We start from the raw sequence: 22,014 nt of genomic DNA, 5'->3' as shown, positions 1-22,014 counted from the left end.
ACACTGCTTCAATCAGGGAAAAAATCGGTAAGAGAGTCAGCTTATACCGGAGAACAAAGACCACCGCGCTCAATGACGCACCAGACACGCCTGCGCCACCGGCGCGAAGCTGCGGCGATGTTCGGGGCAGGCTCCGTGCTCGCGCAGCGCCAGAAGATGCGCGGCCGTGCCGTAGCCCTTGTGTGCGTCGAAACCATATTGCGGATGGCGCTGATGCAACTGCTCGCACCAGCGGTCGCGCGTGACCTTGGCCAGAATCGACGCGGCGGAAATCGCCTGCACGAGCGCATCGCCCTTGACGATGGCTTCGGCGGGCACGTCGAGTTGCGGCAGCCGGTTGCCATCCACCAGCACGCGCACGGGCCTCAGGCGCAATCCCGACACCGCGCGGCGCATCGCCAGCATCGTGGCCTGCAGGATGTTGATCTCGTCGATCTCCTGCACCGACGCTTCGGCAATGCAAAAGCACAGCGCCTTGGCACGGATTTCGTCAAACAGCTTCTCGCGCCTGGCGGCGGTGAGCACCTTCGAGTCCGCGAGTCCCGCAATCGGATGCAGCTCGTCGAGAATGACGGCCGCGGTCACCACGGGCCCGGCCAGTGGACCACGCCCGGCTTCGTCAACACCCGCGACGAGTCCCGGTGGGTACCAATCGAGACTGGACTGTTCAGCCTTGGGGAACAAGGATTTTTTCGATCGCATCGGCGGCCAGTTTCGGTGTATCGCGCAACAGGCTTTCGTGAAGCTCGGTGAAGCGCTTTTCGAGCGAGAGAATGATTTGGGGTTGCCGCTGGTAAGCGTCAAGCCACTGTGCGACCGCGCCCGCGAGAGCCTCGGGTGTTGCGGCATCCTGTAGCAGTTCGGGAACCACGAACTCCCCGCACAGGATGTTGGGCAGCCCGACCCAGGGCTGCAATTGCTTGCGCTTCATGAGCCGCCAGCTGATCGCATGCATGCGGTACGAGATCACCATCGGGCGCTTGTAGAGCGCCGCTTCAAGTGTGGCGGTGCCGCTCGCGATCAGCGTGCAATCGCAGGCAGCAAGCGCCGTGTGCGACTGGCCGGCGATGATCTGCACGCGATCGGCAATGCCGCATTCGCGCGCCATGGCCTCGATCCTCTCGCGCTGCCGTGGCACGGCCGGCACGACGAACTGGAGCCCGGGGCGCGACTTGAGCAAGAGCGCTGCCGCGTCGAAAAACGATCTGGCGATGAACTTGACCTCGGCGGAGCGGCTACCCGGCAAGATCGCCACAACCTCATCCTCGGCGCGCAGGCCGAGCTGCGCGCGCGCCGCCCACTTGTCGGGCTGCATGGGAATCACGCGTGCAAGCGGATGGCCGACGTAGGTCGCGGCAATGCCATGCCTGGCGAGCAGCTCGGGCTCAAACGGGAAGATGCACAGCACGTGGTCGGCGCTTGCGCGTATCGTGTCGACGCGATGGGCACGCCACGCCCAGATCGAGGGGCACACGAAGTGCACGGTCTTGATACCGGCCTCGCGCAGCTTGCCCTCGAGTCCGAGATTGAAATCGGGTGCATCGACGCCGATGAAGACGCTCGGCGGCTCGGCGATCAGCTTTTCACGCAACTCCTTGCGCAACCTGAAGAGGCCCAGAATCTTCTGCAACAGCTCGAGGCTGTAGCCATGCACCGCAAGGCGTTCGCTCTGCCACCACGCGTCAAAGCCGCGCTCCTGCATGCGCGGGCCGCCGATGCCGAAGGATTGGACCTCGGGCCATTTTTCGCGCAGACCATCGAGCAGCAACCCAGCAAGCAAATCGCCGGAGGTTTCTCCGGCGACCATGGCGACCTGGGGCTGCGGGTGGCAGGCATGGGAGCGTGTCTCGGCAAGTTGATCAGCGAACGATGCCGCGCTGTGATGCAGCGACGAAATCGCGCAATTGTGCAATGTCGGCCGCGCCGTGTGGATGCTCGTGAGAGAGTTCATTCAAGGCGTTGATCGCCGCCTCCAGCGTCAGGCCCTGACGATAGAGCACGCGGTAAGCCTGCTTGATTGCGGCAATGCGTTCGGCAGAGAAGCCACGGCGGCGCAGACCCTCGACGTTGAAGCCGCGCACGGCCAGCGGATTGCCGTCGACCATCATGAATGGCGGCACATCCTGCGAGACATGGCTCGCGAAACCGGCCATGGCATGCGCGCCGATCCGCGAGAACTGGTGCACGCCAGTGAGCCCGCCAATGATTGCCCAGTCGCCAAGATGCACATGACCGGCAAGCGTGGCATTGTTGGCGAGAATCGTCTGATTGCCCACCACGCAGTCATGCGCAATGTGCACGTAGGCCATGATCCAGTTGTCGTCCCCAATGCTGGTGACTCCGCGATCCTGCACGGTTCCGAGGTTGAAGGTGCAGAACTCGCGAATCGTGTTGCGATGCCCGATCTCGAGCCGCGTGGACTCGCCCGCGTATTTCTTGTCCTGCGGCACGGCCCCGAGCGATGCAAACTGAAATATCTTGTTGTCTTCGCCAATGCGGGTGTGGCCCTCGATCACGCAGTGCGGCCCGACGCTGGTGCGTGCTCCGATGCGCACATGCGGCCCGATCACCGCATAGGGTCCCACCGTCGCCGTGCTGTCGATGTGCGCAGCCGGGTCAATGATGGCAGTGGAATGAATGTTGGACACGAACCGCGGCTCCCGAAAAATCAGGCCACGGTACGCATGGTGCACATGATTTCGGCTTCGCAGGCAATGCTGTCACCCACGCGCGCCACGCCCCTGAACTTGTAGATGCCGCCCTTGATGCGGTCCAGATCGATTTCGAGAATCAGTTGATCGCCGGGCTCCACGGGGCGCTTGAAACGCGCACCGTCAATGCCGACGAAATAGAACACCTTGTCGTCGCCGGGCGCCTCGCCCATCATGTCGAACGACAGCAGTCCGGCGGCCTGGGCAAGCGCTTCGAGCATCAGCACGCCGGGCATGACGGGGCGGGCCGGAAAGTGGCCCGTGAAGAAAGGCTCGTTGATGGTGACGTTCTTGATCGCCTGAATATGCTTGCCGCGCTCAAGCTCTACCACACGGTCTACCAGCAGGAACGGGTAGCGGTGTGGAAGCAGCTTGAGGATTTGGTGAATGTCCATCATGTTTTCAGCGGTCTAACCGTCGTTTTTGATTGTTTGTTCCAGAGACTTGACCCGCTCGCGCAGCTTGTAGAGCTGCCTCAGTGTGGCCGCGTTCTTTTCCCAACTCGCATTGTCGTCGAACGGGAACACTCCGGTGTAGTGGCCGGCGCGCGGAATCGAGCGCATGACCACGGTGTTTGTGGAAATATGCACATTGTCTGCGATTGTGAGGTGTCCAATGATGGAAGCCGCACCCGCAATCATGCAATGGGCACCGATTTTCGTGCTCCCGGCCACCGCAGTGCACCCGGCCATCGCCGTGTGGTGGCCGATGTGCACGTTGTGGGCGATCTGGATGAGATTGTCGAGCTTGACGCTGTCCTCGATCACCGTGTCCCCGAGCGCACCGCGATCGATGCAGGTGTTCGCGCCGATCTCGACATCATTGCCAATGCGCACGGCCCCGAGTTGCTCGATCTTCACCCAATCGCCCCGCTCGGGCGCAAAGCCGAAGCCGTCGGCACCGATCACGACACCCGGGTGAATGATGCAGCGCTCGCCGATGACGCAGCGCTCGCCCACGTTCACGCGGGCCTTGAGCACGGTATGGGCACCGATGCGCGCGCCGCGTTCCACCACGCACAGCGGACCAACGAACGCACTGGGATCGACCCATGCCTCGGGATCGACGACCGCGCTTGCGTGAATGCCGTGCTGCGCGCCCGTCGCATGCGTGCGCTTCCACAACTGAGTCAGGCGTGCGAAATATACGTAGGGGTCGGGCGTGACGATGCACGCGCCGCGTGTCAGCGCGACGTCCCGCAGCGCGGGCGCCACAATGACGCAGGCCGCCCGGGAGGCGGCCAGTTGGCTCTGGTAGCGCGGGTTGTTCAGAAAGGCGATGTCGCCAGGCCCGGCAGTCTCAAGCGGGGCGATACGGAGAATTTCCGTTTCTCCTTCCCCTCCCTCAAGACTGCCACCCAGTTCATCGACGATCTGTCCTAGTCGCAAGCTCACGCGATGCCCGTCACTGCCAGCCGGTTCACGTCACTTGCCGTTGCCGGAGTTCATGGCCTTGATCACCTTGTCGGTGATGTCCAGCTTCGGGTTGATGTAGACGGCTTCCTGCAGGATCACGTCGTACTTCTCGGCTTCGGCGACTTGCTTGACGACCTTGTTGGCGCGGTCAAGCACGGTCGCGAGCTCTTCGCTCTTGCGCGAGCTCAGGTCTTCCTGGAACTCGCGGCGCTTGCGCTGAAAGTCGCGTTCCTGGTCGCCGAGCGTACGCTGACGTGTGGCGCGCTGGCCTTCGGACAAGGTAGGCGCTTCGCGTTCAAACTTTTCGGTGTCGCGCTTGAGCGCGTTGCCTTGATCGACCAGCTCTTTTTCGCGCTTGGCGAATTCTTGCTCAAGCTTGCCCTGAGCGGCCTTGGCGGAGTTGGCTTCGCGGAACACACGATCGGTGTTGACGAAGCCAGCCTTGAATTCCTGAGCCTGTGCAGGCACCGCTGCGGCAAAGCTGCCCAGCAAAACGACCAAGGGAGATGACGGGAAAGGGAAGTCATTAGAAGGATGTTCCGATCTGGAATTGCAATTTCTGGATTCTATCGCCGGCAAATTTACGCACCGGCTGCGCAAACGCGATACGCAACGGACCAAGTGGGGAAATCCAGCTCAACCCCAAACCCGTGGACACGCGCATTTCACTGAACTCCCAATTTTCTTTTTCACCATACACGTTACCGGCATCGACGAAAGCGAAGACGCGCAGTGTACGGTCATTGCCTGCACCCGGGAATGGTGCAATCAATTCAGCATTCAAGGTGACCTTCTTGGGCCGCCGAGCACGGAGCCGGTCACGTCACGCGGGCCGAGCGTGCCCTGCTCGAAGCCGCGCACCGATCCCAGACCACCCGAGTAATAGTTCTTGAAGACCGGGAACGGCTGGCCGTTGAGGCCCTTGCCCAGACCCAGTTCGCCGTTGAAGGCCAGCGTGAACTTCTTGTTCAGCGGCACGTACTGCTGGTACTGGTAGTTGGCCTTGACGTAGCGGGCATCACCGGCCAGGGACATTTCGGAATTCAGGCGCTGGTAGCGACCCGAATTTGGCGCAAGCGCGCTGTCGCGGCTGTCGCGACCCCAACCGATGGTCAGGGGAATCGAGAAGCTGCTGGAGCCGTAGTCGCGCATGTACGCAAGGTAGGCGGCCGGAATGTTCGTGCCTTCCTTGATGCGCGTGTTTTCGATGCCTGCGCCGAAAAACACGGTATCGATCTCGCTGAACGGAATGCCGAAACGCATGCTGCCACCGGCCGTGACCAACTGGTAGTCACCGCCCATGTCCGCATAAGGCTTGGCCGTGCGGTAGTAGACGTCGAGCGTGCGCGAGATGCCGTCCTTGGTGAAGTACGGGTCCGTGGTGCTGAACACGACGGTGCGGTTGTACTTGCTGGTGTTGACGTCCACGCCCAGATAGTTGCCCGAGCCGAACACGTTTTCCTGCTTGATGCCGAACGAGAGCGAAATCTTTTCCGCGCTCGAGAAACCGGCACCGAGCGTGAGCGAGCCGGTCGGCTTTTCCTTGACGTTGACGACCAGATCGACCTGATCGGGCGAATTCGGCACTTCCTGCGTTTCCACGTCCACTTCGGTGAAGAAGCCCAGACGGTCCACGCGATCACGCGAGAGCTTGATCTTGTCGGCGTCATACCAGGACGATTCGAACTGGCGGAACTCGCGGCGGATCACGGCGTCGCGCGTGCGGTTGTTGCCGCTCACGTTGATGCGGCGCACATAGGCGCGGCGCGAAGGCTCGGCACGCAGCACGAGCGCCACACGGTCGTTTTCCTTGTCGATCTCGGGCACCGCCTCGACCTTGGCAAAGGCGTAGCCGAAATTGCCGAAGTGATCGGTGAACGCCTTGGTGGTTTCGGCCACCTTGTCGCCGTTGTAGGGCTCGCCGGGACGGATCGTGACCATCGACTTGAACTCGTCTTCGCGGTCAAGAAAATTGCCCTCGAGCTTCACGCCGGAGACGATGTAGGGATTGCCTTCGGTGACGTTCACGGTGATCGTGATGTCCTGCTTGTCCGGAGAAATCGCCACCTGCGTGGAGTCGATGCGGAATTCCAGATAGCCGCGCGACAGGTAGTACGAACGCAGTGTTTCCAGATCGGCGTTGAGCTTGGCGCGCGAGTAGCGGTTGGACTTGGTGTACCAGCTCAACCAGCCGCCCGTGTCCTGATCGAACTGGTCCTTGAGCGTGCCTTCGCTGAACGCCTTGGCGCCCACGATGTGGATCTCCTTGATCTTCGCGGGCTCGCCCTCGACGACGGTGAAGGTCAGGTTCACGCGATTGCGTTCGATCGGCGTCACCGTGGTCACGACGTTCACGCCGTACATGCTCTTGTTGATGTACTGGCGCTTGAGTTCCTGCTCGGCGCGGTCGGCCAGCGCCTTGTCGAACGGACGGCCTTCGGTCAGGCCCACGTCGCGCATGGCCTTCTTGAGCGTTTCGGCGTCGAATTCCTTGGTGCCCGAGAAGTCCACGTCGGCGATGGTCGGACGCTCTTCCACGACCACTACGAGCACATTGCCTGCGGCCTCCAGGCGCACGTCCTTGAACAGGCCCAGTGCGAACAGCGCGCGGATCGCGGCTGCGCCCTTTTCATCGGTGTATTCATCGCCCACGCGCAGCGGCAGGGAAGCGAACACGGTGCCGGCCTCGACACGCTGGAGCCCCTCGACACGGATGTCCTGAACGCGGAACGGATCCAATGCCCAAGCCTGAGCTGCGAAGACCATGGCAGCGATTGCTGTTGCAGTGCGCACGCCCAAGCGATTGAATTGTTTTTTCATGAGTGAATTGAAGCCAGTACCCAGTACCGCAGCACCGTGTGGCGAATGTTTAGCCAAAAAGCCGGGTTACATACCGGGTAACGTCATTGAACATGGCGATGGACATCATCACCAGCAGTACCGCGACGCCGCCCCGCTGGAGCCGTTCCATCCAGGCATCGGACACGCCGCGACCTGTCAGTCCTTCCCAAAGATAATACATCAGGAGTCCACCGTCCAGAACGGGCACAGGCAACAGGTTCAATACGCCAAGGCTCACGCTGATCAGGGCCATGAAGATCAGGTACTGCGTGAGTCCCATGCTCGCCGACTTGCCCGCGTAGTCGGCAATCGTCAGCGGCCCGCTCAAGTTTTTGAGGGATGCCTCGCCAATCACCATTCGGCCCATCATGCGAAGCGTCAGCACCGAGACTTCCCAGGTGCGCTGCACGCCCTTCCAGATACCTTCCGCAAAACCATAGTGAACCGTCACGAGTTCCGGCGGCTCGCCGACGAATGCGCCGATACGACCGTAGGAACCATTTGCATCCTGCAACACTTCAGGAGTGACCGACACATCGATCTGCCGCCCTTCGCGCTCAATGCGCCAGCTTTGCGTTGCCGCCTTGCCATCCTTGACCGAGTTGCGGATCAGCTCGCGCAACTGCATGCCGTCCACGATGTTGCTCGAATCGACGCGCAGCACCAGATCGTTCTGCTTCAGGCCCGCGCGCGCCGCTGCGCTGTCGGCCATCACCTCACCTATCAGAGGCCGGGTCCACGGACTCACGATGCCGATCTTGCGGAACAGGTCGAGGTCGGCATCCTTGGCATTGAGCGACGCCAGATCGAGCGTGATCTCGCGTGCGCCCGAGCCGCTCGCGCCCTTCACCGACAGCCGGGCATTCTGACTATCGAGCGCACCACGCGTCAACAGCCAGCGCACCTCTTCATATGACTGCACCGGCTCGATCTCATCGCCTGCCAACGCGGCACCGACCACCAGTTCGCCGCCCTGCAAGCCCGCCTTGTCGGCCACCGAGCCCGCGACCGGAACGGCGAGCAGCGGTTTGGCCTCATCGACACCGGTCCAGTTGACGACCGAATAAAGCACCACGGCCAGCAGCAGATTGGCCAGCGGCCCGGCCGCGACGATGGCCGCGCGCGACTTCAGGGGCTGGGTGTTGAATGCCAGATGACGCTCTTCGGGAGCCACCGGAGCCTCGCGCTCGTCGAGCATGCGCACATAGCCGCCGAGCGGAATCGCCGTGACCACGAACTCGGTCGGTGAGCCCTTCTTCTGCCAGCGCAGCAGCGGCTTGCCGAATCCCACCGAAAAGCGCAGCACCTTCACGCCACAGGCCACGGCCACGCGGTAGTGGCCATACTCGTGAACCGCAATCAGCACGCCGAGCGCCACGACGAACGCAACAATGGTCAGCAGCATTTGAAGAATCTCCAGAAAGAACGAATCAGACCGATCCGATTCGGGCCACCGCATCCTCGGCGGCGGCGCGGGATTGCCCGTCGAGCGCCAGCAGCGCCTCGAGCGAATCCGGGTTGGACGGTATCACACGCTCCAAAGTTTCAAGGTTGACGGCATGAATTTGGTCGAAGCGGATTTTCCCGCCGAGAAAGGCCGCCACCGACACTTCGTTGGCCGCATTCAGCACCGCCGTCGTACCCTGCGGTGCGCGCAGCGTCTGCCACGACAGATGCAGTCCGGGGAAACGCACGGCGTCGGCTTCCTCGAAGGTGAGCGCGGCGAGCTTCGAAAAATCGAGTGTCGGCGTGCCGCTTTCGATGCGCTCGGGCCAGGCCAGACCGACAGCAATCGGCACGCGCATGTCGGGCGTGCCGAGTTGGGCAATGATGGACGCATCGACGAACTGCACCATCGAATGGATGATCTGCTGTGGATGGATCACCACCTTGATCTGCTCGGGCGTCAGGTTGAACAGCCAACGCGCCTCGATCACTTCGAGCGCCTTGTTCATCATCGTCGCCGAGTCGATGGAGATCTTGCGGCCCATCGCGAAATTCGGGTGCGCGCAGGCCTGATCGGGCGTGACGTCCCTGAGCGTGAGGGGATCGCGCGTACGAAACGGCCCACCCGAGGCGGTCAGCAGAATATGGTCGATGCGCCGCGCCCAGGTTGACGAATCCTCGGGCAGGCTCTGGAAGATCGCCGAATGCTCGCTGTCGATGGGCAGCAGCGTCGCGCCACCCGCCTTCACCGCCCGCATGAAGACCGCACCGCCGACGACGATGGCCTCCTTGTTGGCGAGCAGCAGGCGCTTGCCCGCGTTTGCAGCGGCAAGGCACGGAGCCAGACCCGCCGCACCGACGATGGCCGCCATCACCGCATCGACCTCATCATGCGAGGCGATGACCTCGAGCGCGTTCGGCGTCCGCAGCACCTCGGTCGCAAGACCATGGGCCTTGAGACGCTCGGCCAGTTGCTTCGCATGCGGCGCACTGACCATCACCGCGTAACGCGGCTTGAACTGCGCGCACTGGGCGAGCATCACCTCGACCTGCGTCGAGGCGCTCAGCGCAAAGACTTCATATTGATCGAGATGGCGAGCCACCACGTCAAGCGTGTTGGCTCCCACCGAGCCCGTGGAGCCCAGGACGGTCAGACGTTGTTTCGTCGTCATGCGATTGCAAAGTAAGTGAGCATCATGGCCAGCGGCACCGCGGGCAGGATGGCATCGATGCGATCCAGCACACCGCCGTGACCGGGCAGCAGGTTGCTGCTGTCCTTCATTCCGGCGCTGCGCTTGACCAGTGATTCCACCAGATCACCCACCACGCTCATGGCGGCCATGAAGACCGCGCCAAGCAGCAACAGCCAATAGCCCTTGGCCGCCAGACGCGAATAAAAACTGGGCACTGCCGCCTGATTGGAGGCGTCGAGCGCCACCCAGACGATGGCCAGCACGACCACACCGATCATGCCGCCCCAGACACCCTCCCAGCTCTTGCCGGGACTGATGGCCGGCGCCAGCTTGTTTTTGGTGAATTTCAGACCGAAGGTGCGTCCTGCAAAGTAGGCAAAGATGTCGGCCGCCCAGACCAGCACCAACACCGACAGCAAAAAATTGATGCCGATATGGCGCGCCTGCACCACCGCGAGCCAGGCGGTCCAGAGAGCCAGCACGCCGCCGATCAACCGGATGGCCCTCGGAATCCTGGGCCAGCCCGCGACTCCGCCGCGCAGCAGATAGGCACCGCCGAGCACCCAGCAGGCGCCCGCAATCGTCCAGAGCCACGGCAGCGGTGTGCTGAGCCAGCCGAGTTGCCAGCTCAGGCCGCAGAGAATCAGGCAGAGCGCGCTGACCGCAAGCGCCGCAGCGCCCTTGAGGCCATTGAGCCGCCCCCACTCCCACGCGCCCGCCGACATGAAGATCAGCAGCAGGACGGTCAGGGGCAGCGGGTTCGAGGCGAACAGCGCGGGCAGCAGAATGGCCAGCAGCACCAGGGCAGTTATGACACGTTGTTTGAGCATCCGTCAGCCCCTTATCAGATCGGTCTGCACTCAGACCCTTGAAGATTTCTGCACCTGCGCCGAGGTCTTGCCGAAACGGCGTTCCCGGGCAGCATACGCCGCAATGGCCTCGTCCAGCGCCGCTTCGTCGAACTCGGGCCATAGTCGGTCGCTGAAATACAGTTCGGAATAGGCGCACTGCCACAACAGGAAATTGCTGATGCGCATCTCACCGCCGGTGCGGATCAGCAAATCCGGATCGGCCACGAACGACAGCGCCATCGCCCGGTCGAGACTCAATTCGGTGATTGCCTCGCCGCGCGCAGCCAGTTGGGCTGCGGCCTGCGCGATGTCCCAGCGGCCACCGTAGTTGAAGCAAACATTGAGGATCAGCCGCGTGTTGCCTGCGGTGACGGCTTCGGCCTGGTGCAGGCCCTCGCGCACTTTCTCGGAAAGACTGGCGGTATCGCCGACAAAATGCAGTTGCACGCCGTCCTTGTGAAGCTGCGGCACCTCGCGCGCGAGCGCCTTGGCCAGCAGATCCATGAGGCCCGACACCTCGTCGGCCGGACGATTCCAGTTCTCGGAAGAAAACGCAAATACCGTAAGTACGCCCACGCCGCGTTCGGCGCAGGCGCGGGCGCAGCGCCGCAGCGACTCGACGCCCTGCCTGTGCCCCGCCAGTCGCGGCAGCAGGCGGCGAGTGGCCCACCGGCCATTGCCATCCATGACGATGGCGATGTGGTGCGGAACCACGCTGGAAGAAGAAGACATGTACGAAAGCGCGATGACGATCCGACCCGTAAGAATCAGATGGCCATGATTTCCTGTTCCTTGGCGGCGACCAGTGCGTCGATGTCGGCGATGTGCTTGTCGGTGAGCTTCTGGACTTCGGCTTCCGAGCGCTTCTGATCGTCCTCGGAGGCTTCCTTGTCCTTGACCAGCTTCTTCACGCCTTCATTGGCGTCACGGCGCAGGTTGCGGATCGCAATCTTGGAATTTTCGCCTTCGGTGCGCGCGAGCTTGGTCATTTCCTTGCGGCGCTCTTCGCTCATCGGCGGCATCGGCACGCGGATCAGGTCGCCCATCGAGGCAGGGTTCAGGCCCAGATCGCTTTCGCGGATGGACTTCTCGATCTTGGCGCCCATGTTCTTTTCCCAGGGCTGAACGCTGATGGTGCGCGAATCGAGCAGCGTCACATTGGCAACCTGCGACAGCGGCACCATCGAGCCGTAGTACTCGACGTGAATGGTGTCGAGCAACTGCGGATTGGCACGGCCCGTGCGGACCTTGCCCAGATTGCTCTTGAGCGCCTCGATGGACTGGTCCATCTTGGTCTGGGTGGTTTTCTTGATATCGGCGATGGTCATATTATTCTCCTCAGCAAGTGCAAAGCGCACCGACGCATGGCGCGCGCGGATCACGAATGCTGCAAAACCCTCAAGCGTACACCAGTGTGCCTTCGTCTTCGCCCATAACCACTCGCTTGAGTGCGCCGGACTTCACAATCGAAAACACGCGAATCGGCAGGCGCTGATCGCGGCACAGCGCAAACGCCGTGGCATCCATGATGCCGAGGTTGCGCGTGATGGCCTCGTCGAAGGTCAGCTTGGCATAGCGCGTGGCGCTCGGATCCTTTTGCGGATCGGCGGTGTACACGCCATCGACCTTCGTGGCCTTGAGCACCAGCTCGGCACCGATTTCCGCACCGCGCAGCGCAGCGGCGGTGTCGGTAGTGAAGAAGGGATTGCCGGTGCCGGCAGCAAACACCACCACCTTGCCTTCTTCGAGATATTGAAGCGCCTTGGGGCGCACATAGGGCTCGACCACCTGCTCGATCGCGATGGCGGACATCACGCGTGCGGTGAGACCCTGCTTGTCCATGGCGTCGGCAAGCGCGAGCGCGTTCATCACGGTCGCGAGCATGCCCATGTAATCCGCCGTGGCGCGGTCCATGCCGACGGAGCCGCCGGCCACGCCACGGAAGATGTTGCCACCACCAATCACCACCGCCACCTGTACGCCCATGCGGGTGACTTCGGCGATCTCTTCCACCATGCGCACGATGGTCGCACGGTTGATGCCGAACTGGTCATCTCCCATGAGCGCCTCACCAGACAACTTGAGCAAAATGCGCTTGAGGGCTGGTTGGGCGATGGTCATGGAAGTTCTCCGTAAGGCTGGGGATGAAAGAGGAATGGGTGGTAGCGGTCAGGCGACTGAAAGAATCAGGCGCCGGCCTTCGCAGCAGCCACCTGGGCGGCCACTTCGGCTGCGAAGTCGTCGGTCTTCTTCTCGATGCCTTCGCCCACGACGTACATCGTGAACGCCTTGATCGTGGTGTTGGCAGCCTTGAGCATCTGCTCGACGGTCTGCTTGCAGTCGGCTGCCTTCACGAAGACCTGGTTGTACAGCGAGACTTCCTTGAGGTACTTCTGCACCGAGCCTTCAACCATCTTGGCAGCGATGTCGGCAGGCTTGCCGGACTCTTCGGCCTTGGCAGCAGCGACCGAGCGCTCCTTTTCGATCAGGTCGGCGGGCACGTCGGCCGAAGACAGCGCCACGGGCTTCATGGCGGCGATGTGCATAGCCACGTCCTTGGCGGCAGTCGCATCACCTTCGTACTCGACGACCACGCCAATGCGCGTGCCGTGCAGATACACCGCCAGGTTCGAGCCGTCGAAACGCTTGAAGCGGCGGAACGACATGTTCTCGCCGATCTTGCCGATCAGGCCCTTGCGCACGTCTTCGAGCGTCGGGCCGAAACCGTCCTGCTCGTAGGCCAGCGCGGAAAGCGCAGCCACGTCGGCAGGGTTCTTTTCAGCGATCAGCTTGGCGGCAGCGTTCGACATCGAGATGAAGCTGTCGTTCTTGGACACGAAGTCGGTTTCGCTGTTCACTTCGATCATGGCGCCGGTGTTGCCATTGACGAAAGCGGTGATCACGCCTTCGGCAGCGATGCGCGAGGCGGCCTTGCCAGCCTTGGTGCCGAGCTTCACGCGCAGCAGCTCCTCGGCCTTGGCCATGTCGCCGTCGGCTTCGGTCAGCGCCTTCTTGCATTCCATCATCGGTGCGTCGGTCTTTGCGCGCAGTTCTGCGACCATGCTTGCGGTAATTGCCATCGTATTTCTCCAGAATCAGTTCAGTTCGTTACGGATTGCAGGCTAAAAAAAAGGGGGCTCTTTTGGAGGCCCCGCTTTTCTTCGCGACGAGTCGCGCGGCCCGGTTGAATTTAGGCAGCGGCTTCGTCCACTTCCACGAATTCGTCGGAGCCTTCGGCAGACACTGCCTTGACCACTTCGTTGACCGCATTCGCGCGGCCTTCGAGGATAGCGTCAGCGATACCACGGGCGTACAGCGTCACGGCCTTGGCCGAGTCATCGTTACCGGGATCACATAGTCGATACCTTCTGGGGAGTGGTTGGAGTCAACCACGCCGATCAGCGGAATACCGAGCTTCTTGGCTTCGGCAATGGCGATCTTGTGGAAGCCCACGTCGATCACGAAAATGGCGTCCGGCAGAGCGGTCATGTCCTGGATGCCGCCGATGTCCTTCTCGAGCTTGTCGAGTTCACGGGCGAACATCAGTTGCTCCTTCTTGCTCATGGCCTCAAGGCCGGTTTCCTGCTGCGCCTTCATGTCCTTCAGACGCTTGATCGAGGTCTTCACGGTCTTGAAGTTGGTCAGCATGCCGCCCAGCCAGCGCTGGTCAACGAAAGGCACGCCAGCGCGCAGTGCTTCTTCCTTGAGGATTTCACGAGCCTGGCGCTTCGTGCCGACCATCAGCACGGTGCCACGGTTGGCAGACAGTTGCTTGACGTACTTCTGCGCCTCCTGGAACATCGGCAGCGACTTTTCCAGGTTGATGATGTGAATCTTGTTGCGGTGACCGAAGATGTACGGAGCCATCTTGGGGTTCCAGAAGCGGGTCTGGTGGCCAAAGTGGACACCGGCTTCCAGCATTTCACGCATAGTGACGGACATAGGAATTCTCCAAAGGTTGGGTCTTAAATCCGGCCCCGATTAATCGACGCGAAGACTTGCGTGCTTCGCGGCAACACCTTGACGGGCCAGTTTGCGATTGATCTGCGCCCCGCTGCGCACTCCACCTGATGGATATCAGGCAAAGGCAGCATTCGGCAAAACCCTCGGATTGTAGCACGCCTGACCGGGTTTTCGTCGCGACACGCCGATGCATATTCTCGCGCCCACGGCGCACCAGTCCGCGAAGTTTTGCAATTCGGCCACGAACCTGTCATCAAGATCGGCGACCTTTGCATGCAATCCAGCATCTCGGTCCACAGGGTTCCCCGATCCTGAGCGGTGCCCGAAATTTTGCGCTCCCGACTGACGGCTCACCGTCCTCAGCCAGCGCACAATGCAGGGCTTTGCCACAATAGATGGTGAAAATGGAACGCACGGAACCACAGACACCGCACGCTACCCTGCCCGACGGGCATCACAGTACGAACAAGTTGAGATTTCATGGAAATAGCCATTGTGGGCGCGGGCATTGTGGGAGTTGCCACCGCTTATGAACTGGCATGCGACGGGCACCAGGTCACGGTGTACGAACAACGCAGCGCCGCCGCGGAAGAAGCCAGTTTTGCAAGCTCGGGCCTGCTTGCACCTGCATTGCTGATCCCGTGGTCGAGCCCCGGCGTGGGCGCAAATACCAACAACCTGCTCTGGGGTCGCCAGCCCGCATTCCGCATGGCGCGCGGTGCGGGTCTCGCCGAATACCGCTGGCTCGCGCGCTGGCGCAAGGCCGGTAGCGCTCCGACGGCCATGGCCACGATGCGGGCGCTCGAACAACTCGGCCGCTTCAGCGTCGAGCGCACCCGCAGGCTCATCGAGCTGTTCCAGATCGACGTGGAAACCTGCCACGGCACCTTGGTGCTGCTGCGCGGCAAGAACGACATGCGCAGGCTTGAGCCGGTTCCCGGTCTGCTGCATGAAGCCGGCGGCGCACTCCGGGAGATCGACGCCGACAACGCGCGACTGATCGAGCCCGGTCTGTCCGCCGATGCCCCGTTTGCCGGAGCGCTGCACGCGGGCGAGGGTGAGGCCGCGAACTGCCGACTGTTCGCGCAGGTGCTTCGCTATGCCGCGCAGGAACACGGCGCGCAGTTCCGCTTCAACGCGCAGGTGCAGTCGATCAGCACCCAACCCACGGGGCTGCAGATTGCGGGTGAGCCCGCGCCGCGCCGTGCCGACGCCGTCGTGCTGTGCGCGGGTCTGGCGAGCGCAGCACTGCTTCGCAAGCAGGGGCTGCAACTGCCGATGGCTCCCGTGTATGGCTACACCATCAGCGCGCCACTGCGCGAAGACACGCATGCGCCCCAGGGTTCGGTGATCGATCCGCTGCACCGCATCACCATTTCCCGACAAGGGCTGCGCGTGCGCGTGTCCGGTGGTGCGGAACTGGGATACGGCGGTGGCGAACACCACGCCGATACGCTGCAAAAGCTCTATCTCGCGCTCTCGGGCTGGTTTCCGGGTGGCGCGCAGCTTTCGTCCAACCAGGTGCAGATTCTGCGCGGAGCCCGCCCCACCCTGCCCGACGGCGCGCCGGTGCTCGGCCCGAGCGGCCTTCCGGGGTGTGGCTGAATGCCGGACACGGTGCCTGCGGCTGGGCTCTGGCCTGCGGCAGTGCGCGGGTGCTGGCGGATCGCATCGTCCAGTCTTCGCCGAGTGTGGAACTAGAAGCCTTCAGCGCCAACAGATTCTGAGCCGCCGCGCTCGTCCCCGGCGATGTGCGCATCGTGCGGGGCTTTTTTAGTGGCCTGCCCCATCCAAGGCGCTGAGGTTGCAATGAAGGCTGTTGACTCGATCCAACACATTGGTAATCAGTCGTAAATTGCGTCGCCACTCCACGTGATAAGCGCTCGTCCGACACGAATTTTTCCAACGCGAGTGTTCCAATACGCCCATCGGTCAACGTAATGGCTTAGTCAAACGTTGATCGATTGAATCCCAACGACTTTTTTTCCCGAGGACCTGTCATGAACCGCAATATCCGCCAAGGATCGCGCGCTCTGGCAGCCTTCACGGTAACGGTAGCTTTGGCGGTAGCAGCTACTGCCATGACACTGATTCCCGATGAGGCTGTGCAGTCCGTCGATTCGCTGACAACAGCAAACACGCAATTGGATAGGCTGCTGAGTGCAGAACTGTTCAACTGAGTGAATACGTAAGAGCTTCGCAAAGGCTCGAAAGCGGGCGTCATCTCACGCCGCCCGTATTCCGTTTTGTCAACTTCCCTGTTCAAGGCCTCCTCACCGAGGCCTTTTCGCTTTTCTCGTCCGCTCGCGCGCCGTTTGCTGACGCCGCCGCTGGCTGGCCCTGGCTTTCGATCAGGGCCATGCGGCGCTGCAAAGCCGTCGCCAGATCCACGTCGCCCAACGCTCTGGCACGTTCTGCTCGGAGGCTCAGCCAGCCCAGCAGCGCATGGCTCCAGCCCTGCGCCGACGCGGTTTCGGTGGCTGTCACCAGTGTTTCTGGCGTGGCGCGGCCGGCCTTCAACGCTGCGCCTGCGGCCACCAACTGCGAGAGCGGATCGGCAATGGCCTTGATCGCGCCCACATCGCTCGCGGCCTTGCGCTGCGCTTCGGGCAACAGTGCGATCTGCGCCGCGGCAAGCGGTCTGCCCGCGAGATAGTCCGCATACGCCTGCTCGGCCACGCTGGCATCAGCACGCAGCGACTCGAATGCACTGCACTCCTGCAACTGGGCACTCGCGACCTGCGCGGCACAGCGGTTGAGTTCAACCAGCGCGAGCTGCTCCACGCTGCCGGTGCGCGAGACCTCGCTGCGGGCCGTGCGCCACTCCTGATCTGCCACGCGCGACTTGCCCGAGAGATAGGCGTCGCTCGCGCGCTGCACCGAGCCGTGGGCGTTCACCTTCCAGTCGGGCGTCGGCGGCTTGTCGGCACATGCGGCGAGCGCCAGGGCCGCGCCGGTCCACAACGTCCATCGCGACAAAATGCGTGCAGTGGTGGTGCTCATGGCAGTTTCAACTCCGAGTCTTTCGCAAACGGCCATTTGCGGTTGATGTCATTGAGCAGCGTCTCCACCTTGCGCAGATTCGCCTCGACCTCGCCGCGCAGCGCGCCCAGATCGGTAGTCGCCTCGTTCGCGTTGGCCGCAATGCCTTGTGCCTCGACCAGCACGGCATCGATTTTCTTGAGGCTCTGGCGCGTATCGGTCAGCAGGCCGTTGAGCTGCAACACCGCCGCACGCACGTCCTGCACCAGACCGGCCTCCTTGCTCGTGCCGAACACCTGCTTGTCGGCCTTGACCACCACGCCATCGACGCGCGCCAGCAACTGGTTCACGCGGTCAAGCGTGAGTGCGATCTTTTTGGAGTCGGCCTCGTTGCCGGTGAGCACCTTGAGCGCCCCACCGGGACCGTTGAGGCTTTCGGTGAGCGAGCGCACGTTCTCCACCACGCCGCCGAGCGCCGAGCCCTGACTGGTCATGTTGTTCAGATTCTCCAGCAGCTCGCGCGCAGACGCCATGAGCTGCGGAATTTCGGCCGTCGCGTCGCCGCGCAGCACCGGGCGCTTGGCACCGTCCTCCAGTTGCGGATCGGTCAGGATGCCGCTGTAGGCCTTGATCGACGTACCGCCGACGATGCCGCTGACCAGCGTGAACACGCTGGTCGTGCGCAGCCAGTGCGCGTCCTTGCGCGGCACGTCGATGAGGATGTGCACCTCGGCGTTTTCCGCAAGTTCGATCCGGCGCACGCGGCCAATCGGAAAGCCCTGGAACGTCATGTCCATGCCGACGGATACGCCCTGCGAATCATCGGCCGTGAGGATCAGCCGCTGCGTCGGCTCGAATACGCCGCGCGCATACATCAGATAGATGATCGCGCCGACGATCAGCGCCGCCGTGAACAGCAGCATCGCCACCGCCTTGCGCTCCAGATGCGCGACCGGGCGCAGCAACTCCTCGCTCTCGAGCCGGCTGCGTTGCGTGGGGGTCGGTTCCTTGTCTGGATCATTCATATTGTTGTGCCCAGTGTTTCAGTAGTAGTTGCCGACGAGCGATGCCGCCTCGATCAGCAGCAGCACGGCGAACATGCGCGCCAGCCCGCCGAGTTCGGAATCGAGCTGGCGCGGCGCGCCGTTCAGTTGGGTCTTCGCGTCGGCATACAGTCCCTCGGCCATTGGAATCAGCGCAATCGCCAGGCTGAAGAACACCGTCTTGAAGGTGAAGATCAGCGTGATCTGCGGCGTGAACACGTGGCCGAACATGCGCGTGTAGATCGGCAGCCCCGCAAGACTCAACCCGTACACGCCCACATAGGCCATGACCAGCGCCACCACGCACGAGAGCGCGGCCAGTGTGACACTTGCATAGACGCCCGCCACCACGCGCGGCAGCAGCTCCACCCGGATCGGGTCGGCACCGTGCGCGCGCAATCTGTCGAAATAGCCCGACTGCTGCATCAGCGCGAGCTGGGTGCCGTTGGGTATCGTCGCGCGCATGGCGACGAACAGCGCTGCGGTGAGCGGAATCAGTTCCAGCACCAGCACGCGAATCACCATTTCGAGCGCGTAACGCGACAGGCCGTAGCTCTGCGCCGTCACCACCACGATGCGCGTGATCACCAGGCTGAGCAACGCCGCCAGCAAGGTGTGGCCGATCAGGATCGGCGCGGTTTCCAGATACATGTGCCGCGCGAGCCGCCAGCGCGTGGCGCGGTTGTAGCTCGAAGGCGAAAGCATCAGCACCAGCACCACCGCGCCCAGATAGAGGATGCGCCACCATGCCACGGCCCAGCGCCGCAGCGTATTCCAGATGCGATCCGGCAGATCGACGATGCCTTGGGCTGCGCTCATGCTTTGATCATAGCGGGGCATCCGCGCGATTCCACGTCAGACATGGCGCTTGTGTGCGGGCTGCGGGGCGGCACGGGCTCGGCATCCGCGCGCTCGTGCAGCGCCTCGATCACATGACAATGCCCGCCCGTGCCATCGCAGCGTCCGCGCAGCGACAGCAGCTCCTGCTCCAGCGTTTGCAGTTCGGCAAGCCGCGTGCGCACGTGCTCCAGATGCTCATCGAGGGTCACGCAGGCCGCGTGCGCATCGCCTTGCGCCGCGCGATGATCGAGTGCCAGCAGCGTGCGCACCTCGCCAAGCGACATGTCCATGGCCCGGCACAGCCGCACGAAACGCAGGCGGTGGATTTCATCATCGGTGTAGAGCCGGTACTGATTGCCCGCGCGCGCCTGCTCGGGAAGCAGGCCTTCCTTCTCGTAGTAACGAATGCTCGCGGCCGGAATGCCCGACAGGCGCGCGGCATCTCCGATACGGTATTGGGGACTTTGCAGGGACATCGCTTGACCTTCAAGTGACTTCAAGGTTTCCAATCATGACATGAGTCAGAACACCCCCTCGTCAGCGCCCCTGAATCAACGCATCGCGCATCGAAACATGAGCATGATCACGATCACGATCATTCCCATGACCACGTCCCCACCAAGCCCGTCAAGAAAACCGCCGCGCCTGCCATCGGTTGCGGTGCCTGCTGCGGCAGTAGTGCACCGTCTTCCTCACACGCGCACGGCGATGGCGACGATGCCCACGCAGGCCACGACCACGGCGTGCTGCCCGGCTGGCCGCGCATCTATGCGGCGCTCGCCGTTGCGCTGGGCGCGGAAATCTGCCACTGGTACGAGCTGCAATACGTGGGCATGGCGCTTGCGGTCGTGGCCATCCTGCTTTCGGGCCTGGGCGTCTACAAGGCGGGCATCCGGAGCCTGCTGAATCTCAAGCTCGGCATTCACGCGCTCATGGCGGTTGCCGTCACCGGTGCCTTCCTGATCGGCCAGTGGCCCGAGGCCGCGATGGTGATGGCGCTGTACGCCGCCGCCGAGCGCATCGAAGACCAGGCCATGGACAAGGCGCGCAACGCGATCCGCAGCCTGCTCCATCTCGCGCCAGAAACCGCCGACGTGCTGCACACCGACGGTTCGGTGCAGAAAACCCCGGTCGATCAGGTCAGAGTCGGCACCACCGTGCGCATTGCTCCCGGCGCACGCGTGCCGCTTGACGGCACCGTGACCCAAGGCGAAAGCGCGGTCGATCAGGCACCCATCACGGGCGAGAGCCAGCACGCGGACAAGACCGTGGGCGATGAACTCTACGCTGGCAGCGTGAACCAGCAGGGCGAGCTGCAGATGCAGGTCACCGCGCCGCCCGGCGACACGCTGCTCGCGCGCATCGTGCACGCGGTCGAGCAGGCACAGGCATCGCGCGCGCCCACGCAGCGTTTCGTCGATCGCTTTGCGCAGGTCTACACACCGATCATCTTCGTGCTCGCCATCCTGCTGGCCGTGCTCGCGCCACTGGTCGCGGGCTGGACCTGGCATCAGTCCATCTACCAGGCGCTCGCCCTGCTCGTGATCGCCTGCCCTTGCGCGCTGGTGATCTCGACACCCGTCACGGTCGTAAGCGCGCTTACCGCCGCCGCCAAGCGCGGCATTTTGATCAAGGGTGGAAGCGCGCTTGAACAGGCCCGCAACATCAAGGTGATCGCGCTCGACAAAACCGGCACGCTGACCACCGGCAGCCCCACGCTCGTGCGATGGCGCGCGCTCGCCGCAGGCGATGACGCAGACGCCGCGCACGTCGCATGGCAACTCGCGAGCCGCTCGGACCACCCGGTCTCCCGCGCCATCGCAGCGGGTCTCGCCAAGACCTTGCCCGCCCAGCTCGAAAACACCGTGCAGGACCTCCAGGCCCTGCCCGGCCGAGGCGTCGAAGGCAAGGTCAACGGCACACGCTACGTGCTCGCCAACCTGCGCATGATTCGCGAAATGGAACTCGCCAACGCCGAACTCGAAGCCCTGCTCACCGAACACGAAAACCAGGGCCGCACCGTCACCCTGCTGGCCGAAGAGCACACCGTCCGCGCCCTGTTCGCCGTAGCCGATCCCCTGCGCGCCACCTCCCGCGAAGCCGTCGAACAACTCAAGGCCGTAGGCGTCGAAGCCATCGTGCTCAGCGGCGACAACACCGCAACCGTCAAGGCCGTGGCCACCGAAGCAGGTATTGACGACGCACGCGGCAACCTGCTTCCCGAAGACAAACTCCAGTTGCTCGCAGAATTCCAGAAAACCAAAGGCCCCACCGCCATGACCGGCGACGGCATCAACGACGCCCCCGCCCTCGCCAAGGCCGACGTCGGCTTCGCCATGGGCGGCGCCCACTCCACCGGCATGGCCATGGAAACCGCAGCCGTCGTCCTCATGAACGACGACTTGCGCCGCATCCCCGACACCATCCGCCTCTCACGCTCGGCGCACCGCATTCTCTGGCAGAACATCACCCTCGCCTTGGGAATCAAGCTGGTGTTCTTCGCACTCGCATTGACCGGCAATGCGACGATGTGGATGGCTGTGGTGGCGGATATGGGGGTGTCGTTGCTGGTAGTCGCGAATGGGTTGAGGTTGAGGGGGTGGGGTGCTCCCTGACTGTATGCTCGCTTGAAGCGCGTCGCCGCTACTTGAGTCTGGCCCTGGAAAGTTAGCTAGAACGGCGCGGCTTACGGAATCAACAGATTTGCGCTTCGACTTACTCGCTACCGT

Annotated in this window: 19 protein-coding genes and 3 pseudogenes; 3 read left to right on the top strand and 19 right to left on the bottom strand. The window is 62.9% G+C overall.

The features are described from left to right. Positions 1-69: 69 nt before the first annotated feature. The 15 genes and pseudogenes from rnhB to rpsB form a co-directional block, all read right to left on the bottom strand. A complete protein-coding gene (gene rnhB / locus H9K75_RS21580) occupies positions 70-702 on the bottom strand; it encodes a ribonuclease HII (RefSeq protein WP_187724081.1) in 633 nt (210 codons plus the stop codon). Beyond that, entirely contained in the window at positions 668-1,807 is a 1,140-nt protein-coding gene (gene lpxB / locus H9K75_RS21575) for a lipid-A-disaccharide synthase (RefSeq protein WP_187726140.1), read from the bottom strand. The genes rnhB and lpxB overlap by 35 nt, the downstream gene beginning before the upstream one ends. Positions 1,808-1,859: 52 nt before the next feature. Then, positions 1,860-2,648 (bottom strand): acyl-ACP--UDP-N-acetylglucosamine O-acyltransferase, encoded by a 789-nt coding sequence (lpxA, locus tag H9K75_RS21570; RefSeq protein WP_187724080.1) that lies wholly within the window; start codon positions 2,646-2,648, stop codon positions 1,860-1,862. A gap of 20 nt (positions 2,649-2,668) precedes the next feature. After that, positions 2,669-3,109: a 3-hydroxyacyl-ACP dehydratase FabZ gene (gene fabZ, locus H9K75_RS21565; RefSeq protein WP_187724079.1), complete on the bottom strand. Its 441-nt coding sequence runs from the start codon at positions 3,107-3,109 to the stop codon at positions 2,669-2,671. 12 nt (positions 3,110-3,121) lie between these two features. After that, entirely contained in the window at positions 3,122-4,105 is a 984-nt protein-coding gene (gene lpxD / locus H9K75_RS21560; protein WP_187724078.1) for a UDP-3-O-(3-hydroxymyristoyl)glucosamine N-acyltransferase, read from the bottom strand. Positions 4,106-4,135: 30 nt separating this feature from the next. Beyond that, positions 4,136-4,653 (bottom strand): annotated as a pseudogene (locus H9K75_RS21555) (OmpH family outer membrane protein). Beyond that, a pseudogene (bamA, locus tag H9K75_RS21550) lies at positions 4,653-6,946 on the bottom strand (outer membrane protein assembly factor BamA). The pseudogenes H9K75_RS21555 and bamA overlap by 1 nt, the downstream one beginning before the upstream one ends. Positions 6,947-6,995: 49 nt before the next feature. Next, positions 6,996-8,372, bottom strand: coding sequence for an RIP metalloprotease RseP (rseP, locus tag H9K75_RS21545; protein WP_187724076.1), 1,377 nt, complete (start codon positions 8,370-8,372; stop codon positions 6,996-6,998). A gap of 25 nt (positions 8,373-8,397) precedes the next feature. Further along, entirely contained in the window at positions 8,398-9,585 is a 1,188-nt protein-coding gene (gene ispC, locus H9K75_RS21540) for a 1-deoxy-D-xylulose-5-phosphate reductoisomerase (RefSeq protein WP_187724075.1), read from the bottom strand. Beyond that, positions 9,582-10,436, bottom strand: a complete 855-nt coding sequence (locus H9K75_RS21535) for a phosphatidate cytidylyltransferase (RefSeq protein ID WP_187724074.1) — start codon at positions 10,434-10,436, stop codon at positions 9,582-9,584. The genes ispC and H9K75_RS21535 overlap by 4 nt, the downstream gene beginning before the upstream one ends. 30 nt (positions 10,437-10,466) lie before the next feature. Then, positions 10,467-11,189 (bottom strand): polyprenyl diphosphate synthase, encoded by a 723-nt coding sequence (uppS, locus tag H9K75_RS21530; RefSeq protein ID WP_187724073.1) that lies wholly within the window; start codon positions 11,187-11,189, stop codon positions 10,467-10,469. A 35-nt stretch (positions 11,190-11,224) separates the two neighbouring features. Continuing rightward, positions 11,225-11,785: a ribosome recycling factor gene (gene frr / locus H9K75_RS21525; protein ID WP_187724072.1), complete on the bottom strand. Its 561-nt coding sequence runs from the start codon at positions 11,783-11,785 to the stop codon at positions 11,225-11,227. Between the two features lie 70 nt (positions 11,786-11,855). Continuing rightward, positions 11,856-12,578 (bottom strand): UMP kinase, encoded by a 723-nt coding sequence (gene pyrH / locus H9K75_RS21520; RefSeq protein ID WP_187724071.1) that lies wholly within the window; start codon positions 12,576-12,578, stop codon positions 11,856-11,858. 65 nt (positions 12,579-12,643) lie between these two features. Next, complete coding sequence (tsf, locus tag H9K75_RS21515; RefSeq protein WP_187724070.1) at positions 12,644-13,537, bottom strand: translation elongation factor Ts; 894 nt, start codon at positions 13,535-13,537, stop codon at positions 12,644-12,646. 110 nt (positions 13,538-13,647) lie between these two features. Beyond that, positions 13,648-14,399 (bottom strand): annotated as a pseudogene (gene rpsB / locus H9K75_RS21510) (30S ribosomal protein S2). A gap of 501 nt (positions 14,400-14,900) precedes the next feature. Here rpsB and H9K75_RS21505 point away from each other — a divergent pair. Both H9K75_RS21505 and H9K75_RS21500 read left to right on the top strand, forming a co-directional pair. Next, a complete protein-coding gene (locus H9K75_RS21505) occupies positions 14,901-16,025 on the top strand; it encodes an FAD-dependent oxidoreductase (RefSeq protein WP_226858355.1) in 1,125 nt (374 codons plus the stop codon). Between the two features lie 395 nt (positions 16,026-16,420). Further along, positions 16,421-16,600, top strand: coding sequence for a hypothetical protein (locus tag H9K75_RS21500; RefSeq protein WP_187724069.1), 180 nt, complete (start codon positions 16,421-16,423; stop codon positions 16,598-16,600). Positions 16,601-16,682: 82 nt separating this feature from the next. Here H9K75_RS21500 and H9K75_RS21495 read toward each other — a convergent pair whose 3' ends face one another. The 4 genes from H9K75_RS21495 to H9K75_RS21480 are packed head-to-tail and all read right to left on the bottom strand — an operon-like array spanning position 16,683 to position 19,761. After that, a complete protein-coding gene (locus H9K75_RS21495) occupies positions 16,683-17,423 on the bottom strand; it encodes a hypothetical protein (RefSeq protein ID WP_187724068.1) in 741 nt (246 codons plus the stop codon). After that, positions 17,420-18,427, bottom strand: coding sequence for an MlaD family protein (locus H9K75_RS21490; RefSeq protein ID WP_187724067.1), 1,008 nt, complete (start codon positions 18,425-18,427; stop codon positions 17,420-17,422). The genes H9K75_RS21495 and H9K75_RS21490 overlap by 4 nt, the downstream gene beginning before the upstream one ends. Before the next feature lie 18 nt (positions 18,428-18,445). Continuing rightward, positions 18,446-19,264 (bottom strand): MlaE family ABC transporter permease, encoded by an 819-nt coding sequence (locus H9K75_RS21485; RefSeq protein ID WP_187724066.1) that lies wholly within the window; start codon positions 19,262-19,264, stop codon positions 18,446-18,448. Next, entirely contained in the window at positions 19,261-19,761 is a 501-nt protein-coding gene (locus H9K75_RS21480; protein WP_187724065.1) for a MerR family transcriptional regulator, read from the bottom strand. Before H9K75_RS21480 ends, H9K75_RS21485 begins: the two co-directional genes overlap by 4 nt. Before the next feature lie 267 nt (positions 19,762-20,028). Here H9K75_RS21480 and H9K75_RS21475 point away from each other — a divergent pair, with 267 nt between their 5' ends. Further along, positions 20,029-21,900, top strand: a complete 1,872-nt coding sequence (locus H9K75_RS21475) for a heavy metal translocating P-type ATPase (RefSeq protein ID WP_404826373.1) — start codon at positions 20,029-20,031, stop codon at positions 21,898-21,900. Positions 21,901-22,014: the final 114 nt, after the last annotated feature.

The organism is Diaphorobacter aerolatus, from assembly GCF_014489535.1.
Classification (GTDB): domain Bacteria; phylum Pseudomonadota; class Gammaproteobacteria; order Burkholderiales; family Burkholderiaceae_C; genus Diaphorobacter_A; species Diaphorobacter_A aerolatus.
Note: the sequence above shows the minus strand (reverse complement) of the source record. Positions and strands in the feature narration are given on the sequence as shown.